The sequence below is a fragment of the Arthrobacter sp. Y3221048 genome (genome assembly GCF_059092685.1).
Genome location: NZ_JBNHHX010000001.1, coordinates 61282 through 76927 on the forward strand (window position 1 = coordinate 61282; position 15646 = coordinate 76927).

Below are 15646 nucleotides of genomic sequence, written 5' to 3' on the forward strand. Positions count from 1 at the left end.
GTCATCACTGCCGGCCGAACCAGCGGGCATGAGACGGTTAAAACAGGCATCCGCGCCATCGCGCGTGGGCCTGTTGTGTTGGTCCCGGATTTAGGAGGAGTACCCATGAAGGTCACCGCCGCCGTCGTGCGCGAGACGGGCGCACCGCTTTCAGTTGAAGAGCTGGAGCTTGCCGAGCTCCGGCCCGATGAGGTGAGGGTCCGCATGGTCGCCACCGGTATCTGTCACACGGATTCGACCGCCCGAAATGGGGCTTATCCCCTCCAGTGGCCGGCGGTGCTCGGTCACGAGGGCGCCGGTGTTGTGGACGGTGTGGGAACCGCGGTGACGAGCGTCGCGGTCGGTGACCACGTGGTGATGGCGCCGGCATCGTGCGGTACGTGCAAGCAGTGCCGCCGCGGGGAGATGGCGTACTGCGAGCACTACATCGCCATCAATCTCAGTGGTCGCCGCACCGCGCTCTCGGCCGACGGCGAATCCGTGGCCTCGCACTTCTTCGGCCAGTCATCCTTCTCGTCCTACGCGAACGTGCTGGAGCGCTGCGTGGTCAAGGTCGATCCCGAGGTTCCGCTGGAGATGCTCGCCCCGCTGGGCTGCGGGCTGCAGACCGGGGCCGGGGCCGTGCTCAACGATCTGCGGCCGGAGGCGGCGACATCGCTGGCGGTGATCGGTGCGGGCGCGGTCGGCTCGGCCGCGATCATGGCCGCCAAGATCGCCGGCTGCACCACGGTGGTCGCGGTGGATCTGCACGACAACCGCCTGGAGACGGCGCTTGAACTCGGCGCGACCCACACCATCAACTCCGCCAAGACGGACATGGGCGAGGAACTGGACCGCATCACCGGCGGGGAGGGGGTGGACTACATCGTCGACACCACCTCCGTGCCCGCGGTGCTCAACCAGGCTGCCCGGGCGCTGGCGTTCCGCGGCACGCTGGTGGCCGTGGGCAACACGACCTTCGGCACCGAGGCGCCGTTCGAGATCGGCGAGTCCCAGGTCAAGGGATGGACGTTCAAAATGAACGTCCAGGGCAGCTCGGTGTATCAGGTCTTCATTCCGCGCCTGATCGAGCTATGGAAGCAGGGACGGTTCCCCTACGACAAGCTGGTCAAGACCTACTCCTTTGCCGACATCAACCAGGGATTCGAGGACTCGGCCAACGGTTCCACGATCAAACCGATCCTTCTCTTCTGATCGGCGGAGTCCCCGCCCGGGCAGGCGCGGCCGTGGCCAGTCCTGGCCGCTGGGCTTCGGGCCAAGGCGCACCGCCCGGGCAGGCGCTGGATGACGCGCGTCAGCGCAGCACCACGAAATCGGTGACCGCGGCGTCGCGCCCGTCCAGCTCCGCCCAGCTCTTGCCATGCCGCAGCACCGTCAGGCCTGACGTCGGATAGTGCGTGGCCATGTCCACCACGGCCTCCTCGTCGGAATCCACCGACGCCAACCGCATCGCCAGGTCCTGCACCGCCGGCATGTGGGCCACCACCAGCAGGGACGTGATGGTGTCGGGCAGCTGGTTGATTTCGGACAGGACCCGCACGGCCGGCGCGTCGTAGAGTTCGTCGGACAGCATGGGCGTTGGCGCCTTTTCCCCCAGCTCGCTGCACACCCAGGTGCAGGTCTGGCGGGTGCGCAGTGCCGACGAGCACAGGATGAAGTCCGGGATGCAGTCGTGCTCCACCATCCACCGTCCGATCTGCGGTGCCTCGTCGTGGCCGCGCTGGGCCAACGGGCGCTCGTGGTCCTCGACGCCCAGCGGCCACGCGGCCTTGGCGTGGCGCATGATCATCAGCTTCTTCAGGTGGTGGTCGTTCACACCACGAGTGTAGTGCGGGCCCTTGCCTCCGCCTCCTCCCGGTGCAAGGCTCGGAACATGGCAGAGCGGACGCTGGAAGCGGATGTCGTGGTACTCGGGGCAGGGGCGGTCGGTGAGAACGTGGCGGACCGAACCACCCGCGGCGGGCTCAAGACCATCCTGGTGGAATCGGCGCTGGTCGGCGGCGAGTGTTCCTACTGGGCCTGCATGCCCTCCAAGGCGCTGCTGCGTCCCGGCACGGCCCTGCAGGCCGCACGCAGCGTGAAGGGCGCGGCCCAGGCCGTGACCGGCGGCCTGGCGGCGGAGGCGGTGTTGGCCCGCAGGGATTCGTTCACCTCCGGCTGGGACGACGGCTCGCAGGTGGAGTGGGTAAAGGGCGCCGGCATCGAATTGGTCCGCGGCACCGCCCGGCTCAGCGGTCCGCGCGAAGTGACGTCCACGGACGACGACGGGACCGAGACCCGCATCACCGCACGGCACGCCGTCGTGCTGGCCACCGGTTCAGCGCCGAACGTTCCGCCGCTCGACGGGCTGGACGGCATCGATTACTGGGGAACCCGCGAAGCCACCTCCGCCCGGGAGGTCCCGGAGAGCCTGCTGGTGCTGGGCGGCGGTGTTTCCGGCTGCGAGCTCGCGCAGGCGTACGCCCGGTTGGGCACCGACGTCACCTTGGTGGCACGCGGGGACCTGCTGACGAACGTCCCCGAACCCGCACGGCGGCTGGTGGAAGCCGGGCTGCGCCGCGACGGCGTGCGGATCCGGCTCCACACGCCGGCGGCACGGGTGGATGCGCACGACGGCGGCGTCACCCTCACCCTGTCCGCTGCGGGTGCCGACGGGGAGACGGGTGCGGCTGACACCGTCACGGGTGCCAAGCTGCTGGTCTCCACCGGACGACGGCCGGCCCTGTCGGGACTTGGCTTGGAGGAGCTGGGACAGGATCCGAAGCGGCTGGAGGTGGACGCCAGCGGGCGCGTCGTCGGAGTTGACGGGGGCTGGTTGTACGCGGTGGGCGACGCGGCCGGCAAAGCCCTGTTGACGCACCAAGGCAAATACCAGGCGCGGGCCACCGGGGATGCCATAGCCGCCCGGGCAGCCGGCGAGCTGGACGGCGACCCGGAACCGTGGAGCCGCTTTGCCAGTACTTCCGACGAGGCGGCGGTTCCCTCGGTGATATTCACCGATCCGGAGGTCGCCGTCGTCGGCCTATCCGAAGGCCAGGCAAGGGATCGCGGGCTTAATGTGTCCGCCACCCAACTGCCGATCGCCGTCGCCGGATCGTCCCTGTATGCCGACGGCTACCAGGGCTGGGCCCAGATGGTGGTGGACGAGGACCGCAAGGTCGTCGTCGGCACGACGTTCACCGGGCCCGGCGTCAGCGAATTGCTGCACTCGGCGACCATCGCCGTCGTCGGCCAGGTCCCGCTGGGCCGCCTCTGGCACGCAGTGCCCTCCTACCCCACCATCAGCGAAGTCTGGCTCCGCCTCCTCGAAGAATACGGGCTCTAGCTGAGGCAGCGCAGGCAGGTAGAACCTAGATGGAGTACTCCGGCGCGGCCCAGACCACTACTTCCGGGTGCTCGTAGAACCGGTAGCCTTGGCCGCGGACGGTACGCACGGTGTTGGCCAGGCGGCCCAGCTTCGAGCGGAGCCGGCGGATGTGCACGTCGATGGTGCGTTCGTTCGGAACTTCCTCGGCGTTCTTCCACAGCCCGGAGAGCAGCTCTTCACGGCCGACGGTGCGGGTGGCGTTCTCCACGAGGTAGTTGAGCAGCTCGAATTCCTTGAACGTCAGGTTCAGGGTGTCCCCGTCCAGGTGCACCTCGCGGCGGGAAAGATCGATCAGGACGCCGCTGGGGCGGTTGGCGTGCGAGGCCGGCTGCGGCTGCCGCTGGATCTCCACGGCCGGGGTCCGCGGACGGCGGCTGACGGTCGGATCGCCCAGGGCCTGGCGCACCACGTCAATGTTTTCGCCCGGGGCGTCGGCCGGAGCCAGGGCCACGGCCCCGTGGGTCTGGGCGTCCGGAGCCAGCGACTGCACGTAGCCGCGCACCTGGGAAGCCAGTTTGCTCAGCGTGGTTCCCTGGGCGGCGGCGGCTTCCTCGTCCAAGCCCACATAGAGAACAAACCCGCGGGCAACAGTGTCATTCGACACCGCCTGCGGGCCGGGAATTCCATTGGGGGTGACCACGGGGGTCGGGGCAGTGGTCGGGTTGGGGGCAGCGGCGTCGAACTGGCCGGGAACAGCGCGCAACACGCGGTAGGCCTGCTGGTCCCCCGGGTAAGCCGGCTGCCCGGCGAACTGCGGGTGCTGTCCGGCTGCCTGCCGCTGGGCGGCGGCCGCGCGGTTCTGGGCGTTGCGGACGGAGATGTGGACGTATCCGGATGAAACTGACATTAGAACCTCATGTGTGAAAATGGCCGTCATCGCGGCGCGAATGCATGGGTGTGCCCGCACGGGATGTTTCTGGTGCCCGCCATTGGACAGATGAATTGCCTGAATAACTCGAGGGGTGGTGAGTTAGGCCTGCATTCGGCAACAGTCCGCCAGTCCGCCGGGATACGTCCCGTAACTGAAGGCTGCGGCTGCAGATGCTGTTGCGTTGTTGTTCACAACCATGAGTTTGCTCGTAACAAAGCTTACGTGCAAGTAATATAAGCCTGCTTGTCTCACATAGTGAGAAGAAGCAGTGGTTTTGTGCCACACATCACACCATCGATGTGCATAAATATCAGCCAACGGTCGGCCTTGCGGGCAGCTGCTGAATAATTATTCATCGAGGCGTTTGGTTCGACCTCGGACGCGCCGGGTGCAAACCGCGGGAATTTGCAAGCCATCCAAAGTGTGGACACCCCTGGTTCTTGCGGGCCACCGTGTGGCAGCCCACAAAACCCGTCAGAGGTGCCCGTGGTCGGCAGCGTCAGCCGGCAACGCCGTAGAGCCGGTCGCCGGCGTCGCCCAGGCCGGGCACAATGTAGGCCTTTTCGTTCAGCCGCTCGTCGATGGAGGCCACCACGATGGAGACGTTCCGGTCCTCGAGCTCATCGCGCAAGGCCTGCAGCCCTTCCGGTGCCGCAAGCAGGCAGATGCAGGTGACGTCGGCGGCGCCGCGGGCGAAGAGGAACTTGATGGATTCGCGCAGCGTGCCGCCGGTGGCGAGCATGGGGTCGAGCACGAACACCTGGCGGCCGGTGAGGTCGGCCGGCAGCCGCTCGGCATAAGTAATGATGTCCAGGGTTTCCTCGTTGCGCGCCATGCCCAGGAAGCCCACTTCGGCGGTCGGCACCAGCTTGGTCATGCCCTCGAGCATGCCCAGGCCGGCGCGCAGGATCGGCACCACCAGCGGCGTGGGCTTGGTGAAAGCGGTCCCGATGGTCCGGGTCACCGGTGTCTCGATCTCCACCGGCTCCGTGTGGACGTCGCGGGTGGCCTCGTAGGCCAGCAGGGTCACCAGTTCTTCGGTGAGTTGGCGGAAGACGGGCGACGGAGTGGTCTTGTCGCGGAGAACGGTGAGTTTGTGGGCAACAAGGGGATGATCCACTTCGAGTACGCGCATTCCACAAAACTACCGGCAGCCGGATAGCAGGGACAAACACCGGGCCTGCCAGAATGATGGCATGGGCCCGATTGATCCGCAGCACCACCAGTGGATGGGCCTTGCCCTGGACCAGGCCCGCTTGGCCCTGGAGACCGCCGATGTGCCCATCGGCGCCGTGGTGATGGGGCCCGACGGCGCGGTGCTGGGTTCCGGGCGCAACGAACGGGAGGCGCTGCACGACCCGACCGGCCATGCCGAAATGGTGGCCATCCGGGAGGCGGCCCGCAAGCTCGGCTCCTGGCGCCTGGACGGCTGCACGCTGGTGGTCACGCTGGAACCGTGCGCCATGTGCGCAGGCGCCATTGTGCTCGCCCGCATCCCCAAAGTGGTCTTCGGGGCGTGGGATGAGAAGGCCGGCGCCGCCGGCAGCGTTTTCGACGTCCTGCGCGAACGGCGGCTGAACCACTGGGTGGAGGTTTACCCGGAGGTCCGCACCGACGAGTCGGCAGCCATGCTGCGCGCGTTCTTTGCGCGCCACCGAGGCGAACTTCCGGAGGACTAACACTCTCCTTCCGTCGTTGCACGTGCGCGGCCGCTCCCGCTGGCTTCGGCGCCAGTCCCGGCCTCACGATAGGGACTTAAGCCGGCCAGTCCGGCCGCCCCGCCGAACCGTTTTGGGGCTGAGGGCCAACAGCGGGTAAAGTTGACGCGTTGGTGACGTGTCCGAGCGGCCGAAGGTGCAACACTCGAAATGTTGTTTGGTGAAAGCCAACGTGGGTTCAAATCCCACCGTCACCGCCAACTGAGAAGGCCCCGGTTCCCTTGTAAATAAAGGGAACCGGGGCCTTTCGCGTATGCGAGGGTTGCGCTCTTGGCAAAGAATTGGCAAAACTTTGTAATCCGCTGGCACCCAGTCCGGCCACCATTGGCACGCCGAGGGATGACCAGCTCACAGCCGTACCCCTTTGGATGCAGGTCCCGGTCGAACGGCCACCTCGGAATGGGCACCAAGCGATGCGCAGGGTCAGCGGGTTCCTTCGCGCCGTGAGCCGCGGTGCAAGGCCGTGCAGCGGCACGGCCTTTCCGTGCCCTAGCGCGCGTAAGCCGGTCCCCTACCGCGCAAAGATGAGCGAGGACTTATGCCAGTGCCTGGATAAGTCCGGTGCGCCATTTGAGCATTCTTCATTGAGGCGCCTGTCCGGACATACTCACGGTTATCGGCCCTTAAAAACGGGCAGAGGGAGTGGCTGCTCAAGGGCTCCGCGACTTGGAGGAGAGTGCTGGTCTGGACTCAGGGCGTGAAGGTGCGCGCCGGGGCGGCCCAGGGTTAAAAGCCGATTTGGAAGCATCGCTGGTCGCGATCATTAGATGACCCTGGCATACTCCCTCGGCGAAATCCCATCGGGCCGCTAGTCGGACTGGTCCAGTCAATGATTGCCCCGTTATCAGGGGACCTGCAGGATCTGGGTTCAGGCGAGTTTGGTTACCTGGTAAGTGTGGCCGGCCGCACGGAGTCGCTGCATGAGCACGTTGCCGAGTGCAGTGGCCGGTGTTAGCGACCCTTTCGCAGTCGGCAGCCGGTCACCGTCGAGGGCAAGAGCGAGTGCAGTCTCCCCTGCCATCACGGCGGTGGCGGCATAGCCGGGATCGCCGGGGCCAGCAGCAATCGCCTGGTATCGGTGCCCGTTCTCGGCGCGGGCGGTTACCTGGGAGTGGAACCAGCCCGCGCGCTGCGTGCTGGTGCTCGGACCCGAACCTGGTGACGGAAGACAGCGGTCGAGCACTCCTCGGGTCGGCGGGAACGCCATCGCGCCCGTGAATGCCCGGAGCCCGAGTGCCATTGCCCTTGCGATGACCGCTCCTGCCGGTCCGCGGGCTACCCCCATCACCTCGCCGTACTGAAGGGAGCGGCCGTAGGCCCAACCCTGCAATGCGTTGCTGCGGCGCACTGTCCGAGTGTTGACCGCGGCCATGATGAAAGGCGCGGTCCAGGTGCCGTCATCGGAACGGCGCACAGGACCGGCGTCGGGAGGCTGTTGTGTCGTCGGCTCCCGTGTGCGGTCGGGGCTCAGAGCGTAGGGGTCCGCGGCTAATGACCGCAGGGCGGTGCTCGATCGCATGGCGTCGAGCTGCCCGCGCATCGACTCGAGCGTGCCTCCGCTGATGCCACCCTTGGCCGTAGCAACGAGTTGGACCTCGACCAAACCGCCAGCGCCATCGGCTTCTGCTGCCTGATGAAGCAGCAATACAGCGAGGTCGGACGGCACGGAGTCGTAGCCGCAGGAGTGCACAATCCGGGCCCCGCTCGTCCTGGCCAGAGTGTCGTAGCGATCGATCGCCTCCCGGACGAAGGACACCTCACCCGCGAGGTCGGCGTAGTGGGTACCGGCCCGTGCGCAGGCGTCGACGACAGGTAATCCGTGTTTCGTGTATGGACCGACGGTTGTGAGAAGCACGCGCGTGCCCGCGGCCAGGGCAGCGATCGAGTCCGCGTCCTCCGAGTCGGCTTCGATGAGGGCCCATCCGTGTGCCGCGACCGGCAACTGCGACCGAACCGCCTCGAGTCTGGACCTCGACCGGCCCGCGAGTCCGACTCGCATGCCGGTCGGTGCATGCTCCGCGACGTAGCCGGCGATCAGTCGGCCAACGAAACCCGTCGCTCCGTAGAGAACGAGGTCATGTTCCCGGGATGAGTTGTCCATAACTGCAGCCTTTCACAGCGGCAACTCCAAGCTGACACACGGCTCCTTGCTTTGGTCCTCGGGTACCGTGAGTGGTCCTGCTTGGGAGACTGGCTCGCGTTCCGTGTGTTCGCCAGTTCAGGTACACATCAACCTGACGTCAGCTGAGTCGCCGGAATCCGTCAGAGTAGAGTGCCATCTCGCATTTTCTGACGCTCTCTGGCTACAGTCTTAGATTTCACTCTGACGAGATGAATCCCGCCGTGGCCCGTGATCAGGGCTTCCAGGGAGATCCGCAGGGCTGCTGTCTCGGGTCCTGCCAGCTTGGCGAACTGCTTCTGGTCCAGCACCGCGTCGATGCGTTCTTCGGTAACCGTGAAACTGAGCTTAAGTGGACGCTCGACGGTGATGGTGCGGTAGAAGAAGTCGGTGACGTCGAAGATTTTCGACTGCTCGTTCTCCTCAAACTGACCGTAGAGCTTGACGATAGCTTCGATGTCCTCGGGGCCAAGCTCATTGCGCTTGGAGCCTAGGCTTTTGCGCATCTTCCGGAAGTACGAGGTGCCGTCGATCATCTGGACCTTGCCGGTCCGTTCGCGTGCCTTGTTCTTGGACAGGACCCAGACGTAGGTGCTGATGCCAGTGTTGTAGAACATGTCGGTGGGCAGGCCGATGATCGTCTCAAGGTAGTCACGCTCCAGGATCCATTTGCGGATCTCCGATTCCCCGGACCCGGCGCCACCGGTGAATAGGGGCGAGCCGTTCAGCACGATGGCCGCCCGGCCACCGGCAGAGGTATCAGTCTTAGGGCGCATCTTGGAAATCAGGTGCATCAAAAACAGCAGGGACCCGTCCGAGACGCGGGGCAGACCGGGTCCGAATCGGCCGGCGAAGCCGCGCTCGGCGTGCTCCTCGCGGATCGCCTTCTCCTGCTTCTTCCAGTCCACTCCGAACGGTGGATTGGATAGGCAATAGTTGAAGGTCGTGGCGTCGTGTCCGTCGTTGAGCAGGGTGTCCCCGAAGACGATGGCGTCCACGGACTGGCCCTTGATGACCATGTCAGCCTTGCAGATGGCATAGGACTGAGGGTTGATCTCCTGCCCGGCCAGGGTCAGGGTCGCCTTCGGGTTCATGGCCCGGAGGTGGTCTTCAGCCACCGAAAGCATGCCGCCGGTGCCGGCCGTGGGATCGTAGATGCTACGGACAACATTCGGCTTACGCAGAGCTTCGGTATCGGCATCGAAGAGAACATCGACCATCAATTCGATGACCTCACGCGGAGTGAAGTGCTCACCGGCGGTCTCATTGGAGGATTCAGCAAACTTCCGGATCAACTCCTCAAAAACATGACCCATCCTGGCGTTGTCGACCACGTCCGGATGAAGGTCAACTTCGGTGAAGCGCTGGATGACCAGGAAAAGCAGGTCGGCCGCTTCCAGTTCCTCGATGCGGTCCTCTATCTTGTACTTCTCAAAGATGTCCCGGACGTTCCCGGAGAAGGAGTTCACATACTGGAGCAGGTTCTCGCGGACGTTTTCCGGATCCCCGAGGAGCGATTTCAGGTCAAACCGGCTGGTGTTAAAGAACGAGTGCTTGTGCCCAGCGCGCTGGGCCAACAGAACCGGACGAACCGGAAGTCCCTTAGCCTTTGCATCGGCCACAACTTCCAGCACCGCATCTTTGGTCTCCTCTAGCACGCAGTCCAGACGTCGCAGCACAGTGAACGGCAGGATGAAGTCGCCGTACTGGTGAGCCTTGAAGTTGCCGCGGAGCAGGTCCGCGATAGACCAGATAAAGGATGCGTAGTTCATAGCTGCTTCCAGGAACACGGGCAGGGTCTCCCCCAACCAGACCGATGTTTACTGGATCCACCTTATGGGCAGGAACCGCGAGCGAATGTGTCCTCGGCTGAACCTTTAAGCTCCCGGAGCCGATAACAGCGCATACGTCTGCCCCCTTATCGCCCTACGCTTCTCTCCCCTCCGAGCAGATGCTAGGCCGCAAACACCAGGGAGGCACCCCCAGCCAGAGCTGGAGGTGCCTCAAAGGGCTTGCGGGAAGCCGGGAACAATCTGCCCTCAGTCGATCATGGCGACCAACCTGCCGATAACTTCCCCGCGGGCCAGCCTGCCGACACCTTCTGCGATCTCGTCGAAGGAAATTCGGGTGATATGGGATGACAGTTTGCCGTCGGCCACCAGTTGAAGCACATCCGCGCAGTCCTGCAGTGTTCCTGCCTGGGAACCGACAAGCTCTACCTCGTTCAGCGTGAGCTGCTGAAGGTTGATAGTGCCCTCACTTCGTCCCAGCCCCACCTGGACAACGCGACCGCCGCGGCGCACCGTCTCAACAGCACCAGCAGTTGTGGTGCCGAAACCGGCAAAGTCGACCACCAGATCCAGCTGCTTATCAGAAAAGTCCCTGATGTCCTTTGACACTGCCACGGCGCCTATTTCGAGCGCCATCGGGTGCACCTTTTCGTTAACTTCGGCGACGTAGAGCTCTGCACCGTTGGCGACTGCCGTTTGTGCGCCAAGAGAGCCCAAACCGCCCAGTCCGATAACGCCTACCTTCATCCCCGGCTTGAGCCTGCCTTGCACCATCATTGCGTGGTAGGAGGTCATGCCGGCGTCGGTCGCTGCGGCCGCCTGGTCGAAGGGAACGCCATCGGGCAGCAGAGCCACCAGCCGTGCGGGAGCCACGACCTTCTCCGCGAAGCCTCCGTTAAGCGAGGTGCCGGGCCCTTCGATCGCGGCGGGGATGACGGCTTGGTCCCCCACTTTGAACGCGGTGACATCGGCACCTACTGCAGAGATGATGCCGGCGATCTCATGACCGAGGGTGATCGGCCGGAAAGGAAGCAGGGGCGTCAGTGTTCCGTCCATAAACCCGACATCGCTGTGGCACAGTCCGGCAGCCTTGACGTCCAAGACAACCTCATCCGCCGCAGGCTCGGGCGCAGGAACCTCGTTCAGGGAGAGCGGTGCATCGATTTCAGTAAACTGCCAAGCCTTCACTACATTCACTTCCTTACACGGTACGCATACGCATATATGCGAATGCATCTACTCTATCTTCTTCTATACTTCCGGACAAAACACCAAGCCGTTGCCGGCACGGGGTCAGGTGCGCAAACAGGAGCAATTGACCTCGGCCGACGCGGCCTCCGATGGCGGGCGGATCGAGATGACCGCCGGCCTCCGGACCGTCGGTGGAGACCTTCCATCTCTGAGGTCACGGGCGGCTCAGACCGGGGCCAAGCCGCCCGTGTTGGTCCGGTGTTACTTGGCCGGGGTGATCAGCGCGGAGGCGCCGGCGCGGGCGCCGTCGAAGCGGGCGGCGACGTCGGCCCAGTTGACGATGTTCCAGAACGCCTTGACGTAGTCGGCCTTGACGTTGACGTAGTCAAGGTAGAAGGCGTGCTCCCACATGTCCAGCATGAGCAGCGGGATGGTGCCCACCGGAATGTTGCCCTGCTGGTCGTAGAGCTGCTCGATGACCAGGTTGCCGCCGAGGGGTTCGTAGGCCAGCACGGCCCAGCCCGAGCCCTGCAGGCTCAGCGCGGCAGCGCCGAAGTGGCCGCGGAACGCGTCAAAGGAGCCGAAGTACTCATCGATCGCGGAAGCGAGTTCGCCGGTGGGTTTGTCGCCGCCTTCCGGGGAGAGGTTCTTCCAGAAGATTGAGTGGTTGGTGTGGCCGCCGAGGTGGAAGGCCAGGTCCTTGGACAGCTTCGGCACGTTGCCGAATTCGCCCTTGGAGCGGGCCTCGGCCAGCTGCTCCAGCGCGGTGTTCGCGCCGGCCACGTAGGTGGCGTGGTGCTTGGAGTGGTGCAGCTCCATGATCCTCGCCGAAATGTGCGGCTCCAGGGCCGCGTAATCATAGTCGAGTCCGGGCAGTTCGTACTTACTCATGGTTGTCTTCCTTCTTTCGTGTGGGTGTGGGCTATTTGGCGGCCAGGAGGCGCTCGACGCGGGGCTTTACCTCAGTGGCCAACAGAGTGAGGGATTCGAGGAAGTGCTCGTGGGGCAGCCCGCCGATGTCCATCTGCAGGAAGTGCCGCATGTGGCCCAAGTAGCCGTGCAAATGGACAATACGTTCGGCCACTTCGTCCGGGTCGCCGATGTAGTAGGCTCCGGGCGCATCGGCCTGGGCGAGGTAGGCCCGCTTGTCGGGGGCGGGCCAGCCGCGCAGCCGGCCCATCTCGACATTGAGGTTGTGCCAGCCGGGGTAGAACCGGTCGAGCGCCTCTGCTTTGGTAGGTGCGACCAGCCCGATGGCGGCGACGGAGACCTTGGTGGTTTCCGCTGGGTGTCCGGCCTGGGCCGCGGTGGCCCGGTAGAGCTCGGCGAGCGGGGCGAAGCGGTGCGGGGCTCCACCGATGATGCCGTAGGAGACGGGCAGGCCCAGCTGGCCGGCGCGGGCGGAGGATCCGGCGTTGCCCCCGGTGGCCAGCCAGATCGGCAGCCTGCCGTTCACCGGGCGGGGCACGACGGCAAGGTTGTCCAGGGACGGGCGGCGGGAGCCGGACCAGCTCACGTATTCGTCGTCGTTGCCATTGATGGTCATGAGCAGATCGAGCCTTTCGGCATAGAGCTGGTCATAGTCGGTCATGTCGTAGCCGAACAGGGGGAAGGTTTCGACCGAGGACCCACGGCCGGCGGTAATCTCGATCCGCCCACCGCCGGATACCGCGTCGGCGGTAGCGAACTGCTGGAAGACCCGGACGGGGTCGTCAGTGCCGATGATGCTTGCGGCGCTGCCGAGGATGATCTGTTTGGTCGCGGCGGCGGCCGCTGCGATCAGCGCACCGGGTGATGAGGCCGGCATGCTCGTGGTGTGGTGTTCTCCGACGCCGAAGTAGTCGAGTCCTTCCCTGTCGGCGTGGACGATGGCCTCGAAGAGGTTGCTGACGGCTTCGGAGGTGGAGCGTGGTGTGCCGTCGGGGTTCAGTTGGGTGTCGCCGAAGCTGTAGGCGCCGATTTCCATGGTGTTTCCTTTGGGGTTAGTCAGTTGGGGTCGGGAGGGAATGGCCGGGATCTAGCTCCGAGCTGGTGCGGTGGCCTCGGCCAGCAGGTTTTCGAGTTCTGCGGCAGTGTGGGATCCGTTGAAGATCTCAGTGCCGGGCTGGAAGGCCCGTCCCGCCGCGAGCGGGCCGGCGTCGACCGGGTCGTAGCCCAGGCGATTCAGGAATCCGGCAACCGCGGTTTTGGCCTCGTCGTTGTCCCCGGCGAGGGCCAGGGCGCGGCGGCCGGAGGCCCCGGGTTCCTGGCCGTCTTCTTCGAGTTCGTGGTAACCGATGTGGTTCAGCGACTTGACCAGTCGGGCTCCGGTGAGGAAGTCCTGGATGATTTCGCTGCTGGTCCGGGGGTCGTTTTCGAAGTCGTCGACTTCCCCGTCGGTGGGAGCCCAGTAGTTCATGGCGTCGATCACCGTCTTCCCGGTCAGGAGGCCTGGGTCGATGGTGCGGTATTTGTGCAGGGGCACCGCGACAACGACCAGGTCCGCGGCCGCGGCCTCGGCGGCGTCGACGGCAGCCGCGCCGGGGGTGATGATCTCCACGAGCAGGGCGATCTCCTGCGCCGGCTTCGAGGTGGCGATTTTCACCTGGTAGCCGGCTTTGAGGGCTTGGCGGGCGACGGCGGTGCCGACGCGTCCGGCGCCGAGGATCCCGACTGTTTGGATGGTCTTGGCCTGCGGGCTCATGCGGGTGCTCCTTCAGGGGCAGGTTCGGTGGTGGGCGTTGTCGTGGCCGGTGTGGTGCCGAGTTCGGCGTCGACCAGTGGTTTGACCTTGGTGCCGAGCAGTTCGATGGAGTGCAGCAGCTCCTTGTGCGGGACGTGCCCGTAGTCCATTTCCAGGATCTGGCGGTCGTGGCCCATCACCCGGTGCAGGTCGACGATGCGTTCGGCGATTTCCTCCGGGTGCCCGACAAACAGTGCCCCGCTGCCGGTGGCGGTCTTCTGGTAGCGGTCGCGGCTCATCATCGGGAAGCCGCGCTGGGCGGAGATCATTTCCATCCGCGTGATCCAGTGCCCCCACCACATGGCCCGGGTCTTCTGCCCGTCATCGCCGATGAACCCCGGGGTGGCGATGCCCACCCGGATCTTCTCGGCCGGGGTGTTCGACTGGGCCGCGGCCTGCCGGTACAGGTCGGCCAGCGGGGCGAACTTGGCCGGCTCGCCGCCGATGATCCCGTAGGCCACAGGCAGTCCGCGACGGCCGGCGCGCACCGAGGAGCCCGGGCTGCCGCCGGTGCCCAGCCACAGGGTCAGTTCCCCGTTTTCCGGGCGCGGGACCACCAGCGCGTCCTCCAAGGCGGGCCGGTACTCCCCGGACCAGGTCACGGTTTCGTGCTCATTGAGCAGCTGGAGCAGGTCCAGTTTCTCCGCGTACAACCGGTCGTAATCGGCCAGATCGAAACCGAAAAGCGGGTAGGACTCCTTCGAGGAACCCCGCCCCGCGGTGATCTCGGCCCGCCCGTTCGAGAGCGCGTCAACCGTGGCGAACTGCTGGAACACGCGCACCGGGTCATCGGTGGACAGCACCGTGACCGAGCTGCCGAGCCGGATGTTCGATGTCACGGTCGCCGCTCCGGCCAGCACGACGGCGGCCGCGGACGCCGGCATCTCCCGTGTGTGGTGCTCGCCCACTCCGAAGTAGTCGAGCCCGGCCTCATCCGCGACCCGGATCGCCTCGACCAGATTGCGCATTGCCTCGGCCGTCGACCGGAGTTTTCCGGTCGACGGATCTTTCTGCACGTCGCCGAAGCTGTAAACGCCTAGTTCCATAACGGTGGACTCCCAGCACTAAAAGTATGTTGCTCAACAGACTATATTGGCAACAGATCATCTGCGCAAATGCATACATGCGGTAGGATGGAACCATGAGTAAAAGCGTCCAAGCCGTCCGCAACAGTCCCGCCTCCGCACCGCCCGGAGACCTGGGCTGGCATCTGGGCATGGTGTTGCGCGGGTACCAGGCCGGCTTCGAGGAGGCCGTTGAGGGGATGCCGGGAGGAGTCCGCGGCTATCAGGTGCTCTCCACCGTCGTGCACCGCGACCCGCCCAACCAGCAGGCCCTGGCCTCCCATCTGGTCATCGACCGCACGGTCCTGACCTACCTGCTGGACACCCTGGTTGAAGCCGGCGTTGTCGAACGCGTCCCTGCCCCCTCCGACCGCAGGTCGCGCAAGATCGTCGCCACCCAAAAAGGCCGGGAAAGTCTGGCCCGCTATGAGGAACGGGTGGCCGCCGCCGAATCCCGGCTGCTGTCCGGGCTCAAGGCGCCCGAAGCGGACACCCTGGCGGCGCTGATCGCCCGCCTGGCCATGGACGTCCACCGCTCACAGCCCGGCTCCAGCCCCTGCGAAGCAATGGACCACCTGCCCTAACACCGATTCGCTGCCACGAGCAGGTGATCGCGCGGCGGCGGCTCGCCTGCGCGGAAGCAGATCGCAGGAACAAGTCCGGGGTGTTCGATGCCGGGGCGAAGGGAGCCGCTTGGTGGACCACCTCACACTTAGTTGACATTTCAACTTAACGGGGTCAATGTAAATGCATACGCATACAAAATGCGTGATTGCGGGGCACACAGACAAGCGAGCTACAGCC

14 protein-coding genes and 1 tRNA gene are annotated in these 15646 nt (G+C 65.2%); 5 read left to right on the top strand and 10 right to left on the bottom strand.

Features of this window, described 5'->3' with window-relative positions; genetic code table 11:
- The first annotated feature begins 105 nt into the window (after positions 1-105).
- Positions 106-1194, top strand: coding sequence for an NAD(P)-dependent alcohol dehydrogenase (locus AC5RVS_RS00260; protein ID WP_494106655.1), 1089 nt, complete (start codon positions 106-108; stop codon positions 1192-1194).
- 100 nt (positions 1195-1294) lie between these two features.
- Here AC5RVS_RS00260 and AC5RVS_RS00265 read toward each other — a convergent pair whose 3' ends face one another.
- Complete coding sequence (locus AC5RVS_RS00265; RefSeq protein WP_493988844.1) at positions 1295-1816, bottom strand: SixA phosphatase family protein; 522 nt, start codon at positions 1814-1816, stop codon at positions 1295-1297.
- 57 nt (positions 1817-1873) lie between these two features.
- Here AC5RVS_RS00265 and AC5RVS_RS00270 point away from each other — a divergent pair, with 57 nt between their 5' ends.
- Positions 1874-3325 (top strand): dihydrolipoyl dehydrogenase family protein, encoded by a 1452-nt coding sequence (locus AC5RVS_RS00270; RefSeq protein ID WP_494106656.1) that lies wholly within the window; start codon positions 1874-1876, stop codon positions 3323-3325.
- A 25-nt stretch (positions 3326-3350) separates the two neighbouring features.
- Here the strand turns inward: AC5RVS_RS00270 and AC5RVS_RS00275 are convergent, their stop codons facing one another.
- Both AC5RVS_RS00275 and upp read right to left on the bottom strand, forming a co-directional pair.
- A complete protein-coding gene (locus tag AC5RVS_RS00275) occupies positions 3351-4214 on the bottom strand; it encodes a winged helix-turn-helix domain-containing protein (protein ID WP_494106657.1) in 864 nt (287 codons plus the stop codon).
- Positions 4215-4737: 523 nt separating this feature from the next.
- On the bottom strand, positions 4738-5373 hold the full coding sequence (upp, locus tag AC5RVS_RS00280) for a uracil phosphoribosyltransferase (protein WP_493988841.1): 636 nt from the start codon (positions 5371-5373) through the stop codon (positions 4738-4740).
- A 61-nt stretch (positions 5374-5434) separates the two neighbouring features.
- Between upp and AC5RVS_RS00285 the strand changes: the two genes are divergently transcribed.
- Positions 5435-5917: a nucleoside deaminase gene (locus AC5RVS_RS00285; RefSeq protein ID WP_494106658.1), complete on the top strand. Its 483-nt coding sequence runs from the start codon at positions 5435-5437 to the stop codon at positions 5915-5917.
- 151 nt (positions 5918-6068) lie between these two features.
- Positions 6069-6156: transfer RNA gene (locus AC5RVS_RS00290), tRNA-Ser, on the top strand.
- Between the two features lie 668 nt (positions 6157-6824).
- Here AC5RVS_RS00290 and AC5RVS_RS00295 read toward each other — a convergent pair.
- From AC5RVS_RS00295 to AC5RVS_RS00325, 7 genes are all read right to left on the bottom strand, one after another.
- Complete coding sequence (locus AC5RVS_RS00295; protein ID WP_494106659.1) at positions 6825-8057, bottom strand: saccharopine dehydrogenase family protein; 1233 nt, start codon at positions 8055-8057, stop codon at positions 6825-6827.
- Between the two features lie 161 nt (positions 8058-8218).
- Entirely contained in the window at positions 8219-9847 is a 1629-nt protein-coding gene (locus AC5RVS_RS00300; protein ID WP_494106660.1) for a type I restriction-modification system subunit M, read from the bottom strand.
- Positions 9848-10114: 267 nt separating this feature from the next.
- Complete coding sequence (locus AC5RVS_RS00305; protein WP_494106661.1) at positions 10115-11101, bottom strand: zinc-binding dehydrogenase; 987 nt, start codon at positions 11099-11101, stop codon at positions 10115-10117.
- Between the two features lie 216 nt (positions 11102-11317).
- Positions 11318-11947 (bottom strand): superoxide dismutase, encoded by a 630-nt coding sequence (locus AC5RVS_RS00310; protein ID WP_494106662.1) that lies wholly within the window; start codon positions 11945-11947, stop codon positions 11318-11320.
- Between the two features lie 31 nt (positions 11948-11978).
- A complete protein-coding gene (locus AC5RVS_RS00315) occupies positions 11979-13022 on the bottom strand; it encodes an LLM class flavin-dependent oxidoreductase (RefSeq protein WP_494106663.1) in 1044 nt (347 codons plus the stop codon).
- 51 nt (positions 13023-13073) lie between these two features.
- Positions 13074-13739, bottom strand: a complete 666-nt coding sequence (locus AC5RVS_RS00320) for an NADPH-dependent F420 reductase (RefSeq protein ID WP_494106664.1) — start codon at positions 13737-13739, stop codon at positions 13074-13076.
- Positions 13736-14824 (bottom strand): LLM class flavin-dependent oxidoreductase, encoded by a 1089-nt coding sequence (locus AC5RVS_RS00325; protein ID WP_494106665.1) that lies wholly within the window; start codon positions 14822-14824, stop codon positions 13736-13738. Before AC5RVS_RS00325 ends, AC5RVS_RS00320 begins: the two co-directional genes overlap by 4 nt.
- A 95-nt stretch (positions 14825-14919) precedes the next feature.
- On the opposite strand from AC5RVS_RS00325, the gene AC5RVS_RS00330 reads away from it, so the two are divergent.
- Complete coding sequence (locus AC5RVS_RS00330) at positions 14920-15426, top strand: MarR family winged helix-turn-helix transcriptional regulator (RefSeq protein WP_494106666.1); 507 nt, start codon at positions 14920-14922, stop codon at positions 15424-15426.
- Positions 15427-15646: the final 220 nt, after the last annotated feature.

Bases quoted from the DNA above. Each gene is read 5' to 3' on its own strand.
- AC5RVS_RS00285 (WP_494106658.1), top strand. From the start codon at position 5,435: ATGGGCCCGATTGATCCGCAGCACCACCAGTGGATGGGCCTTGCCCTG.
- upp (WP_493988841.1), bottom strand. From the start codon at position 5,373: ATGCGCGTACTCGAAGTGGATCATCCCCTTGTTGCCCACAAACTCACC.
- AC5RVS_RS00305 (WP_494106661.1), bottom strand. From the start codon at position 11,101: ATGCATTCGCATATATGCGTATGCGTACCGTGTAAGGAAGTGAATGTA.
- AC5RVS_RS00270 (WP_494106656.1), top strand. From the start codon at position 1,874: ATGGCAGAGCGGACGCTGGAAGCGGATGTCGTGGTACTCGGGGCAGGG.
- AC5RVS_RS00325 (WP_494106665.1), bottom strand. From the start codon at position 14,824: ATGGAACTAGGCGTTTACAGCTTCGGCGACGTGCAGAAAGATCCGTCG.
- AC5RVS_RS00260 (WP_494106655.1), top strand. From the start codon at position 106: ATGAAGGTCACCGCCGCCGTCGTGCGCGAGACGGGCGCACCGCTTTCA.
- AC5RVS_RS00320 (WP_494106664.1), bottom strand. From the start codon at position 13,739: ATGAGCCCGCAGGCCAAGACCATCCAAACAGTCGGGATCCTCGGCGCC.
- AC5RVS_RS00330 (WP_494106666.1), top strand. From the start codon at position 14,920: ATGAGTAAAAGCGTCCAAGCCGTCCGCAACAGTCCCGCCTCCGCACCG.
- AC5RVS_RS00315 (WP_494106663.1), bottom strand. From the start codon at position 13,022: ATGGAAATCGGCGCCTACAGCTTCGGCGACACCCAACTGAACCCCGAC.
- AC5RVS_RS00275 (WP_494106657.1), bottom strand. From the start codon at position 4,214: ATGTCAGTTTCATCCGGATACGTCCACATCTCCGTCCGCAACGCCCAG.
- AC5RVS_RS00310 (WP_494106662.1), bottom strand. From the start codon at position 11,947: ATGAGTAAGTACGAACTGCCCGGACTCGACTATGATTACGCGGCCCTG.
- AC5RVS_RS00300 (WP_494106660.1), bottom strand. From the start codon at position 9,847: ATGAACTACGCATCCTTTATCTGGTCTATCGCGGACCTGCTCCGCGGC.
- AC5RVS_RS00295 (WP_494106659.1), bottom strand. From the start codon at position 8,057: ATGGACAACTCATCCCGGGAACATGACCTCGTTCTCTACGGAGCGACG.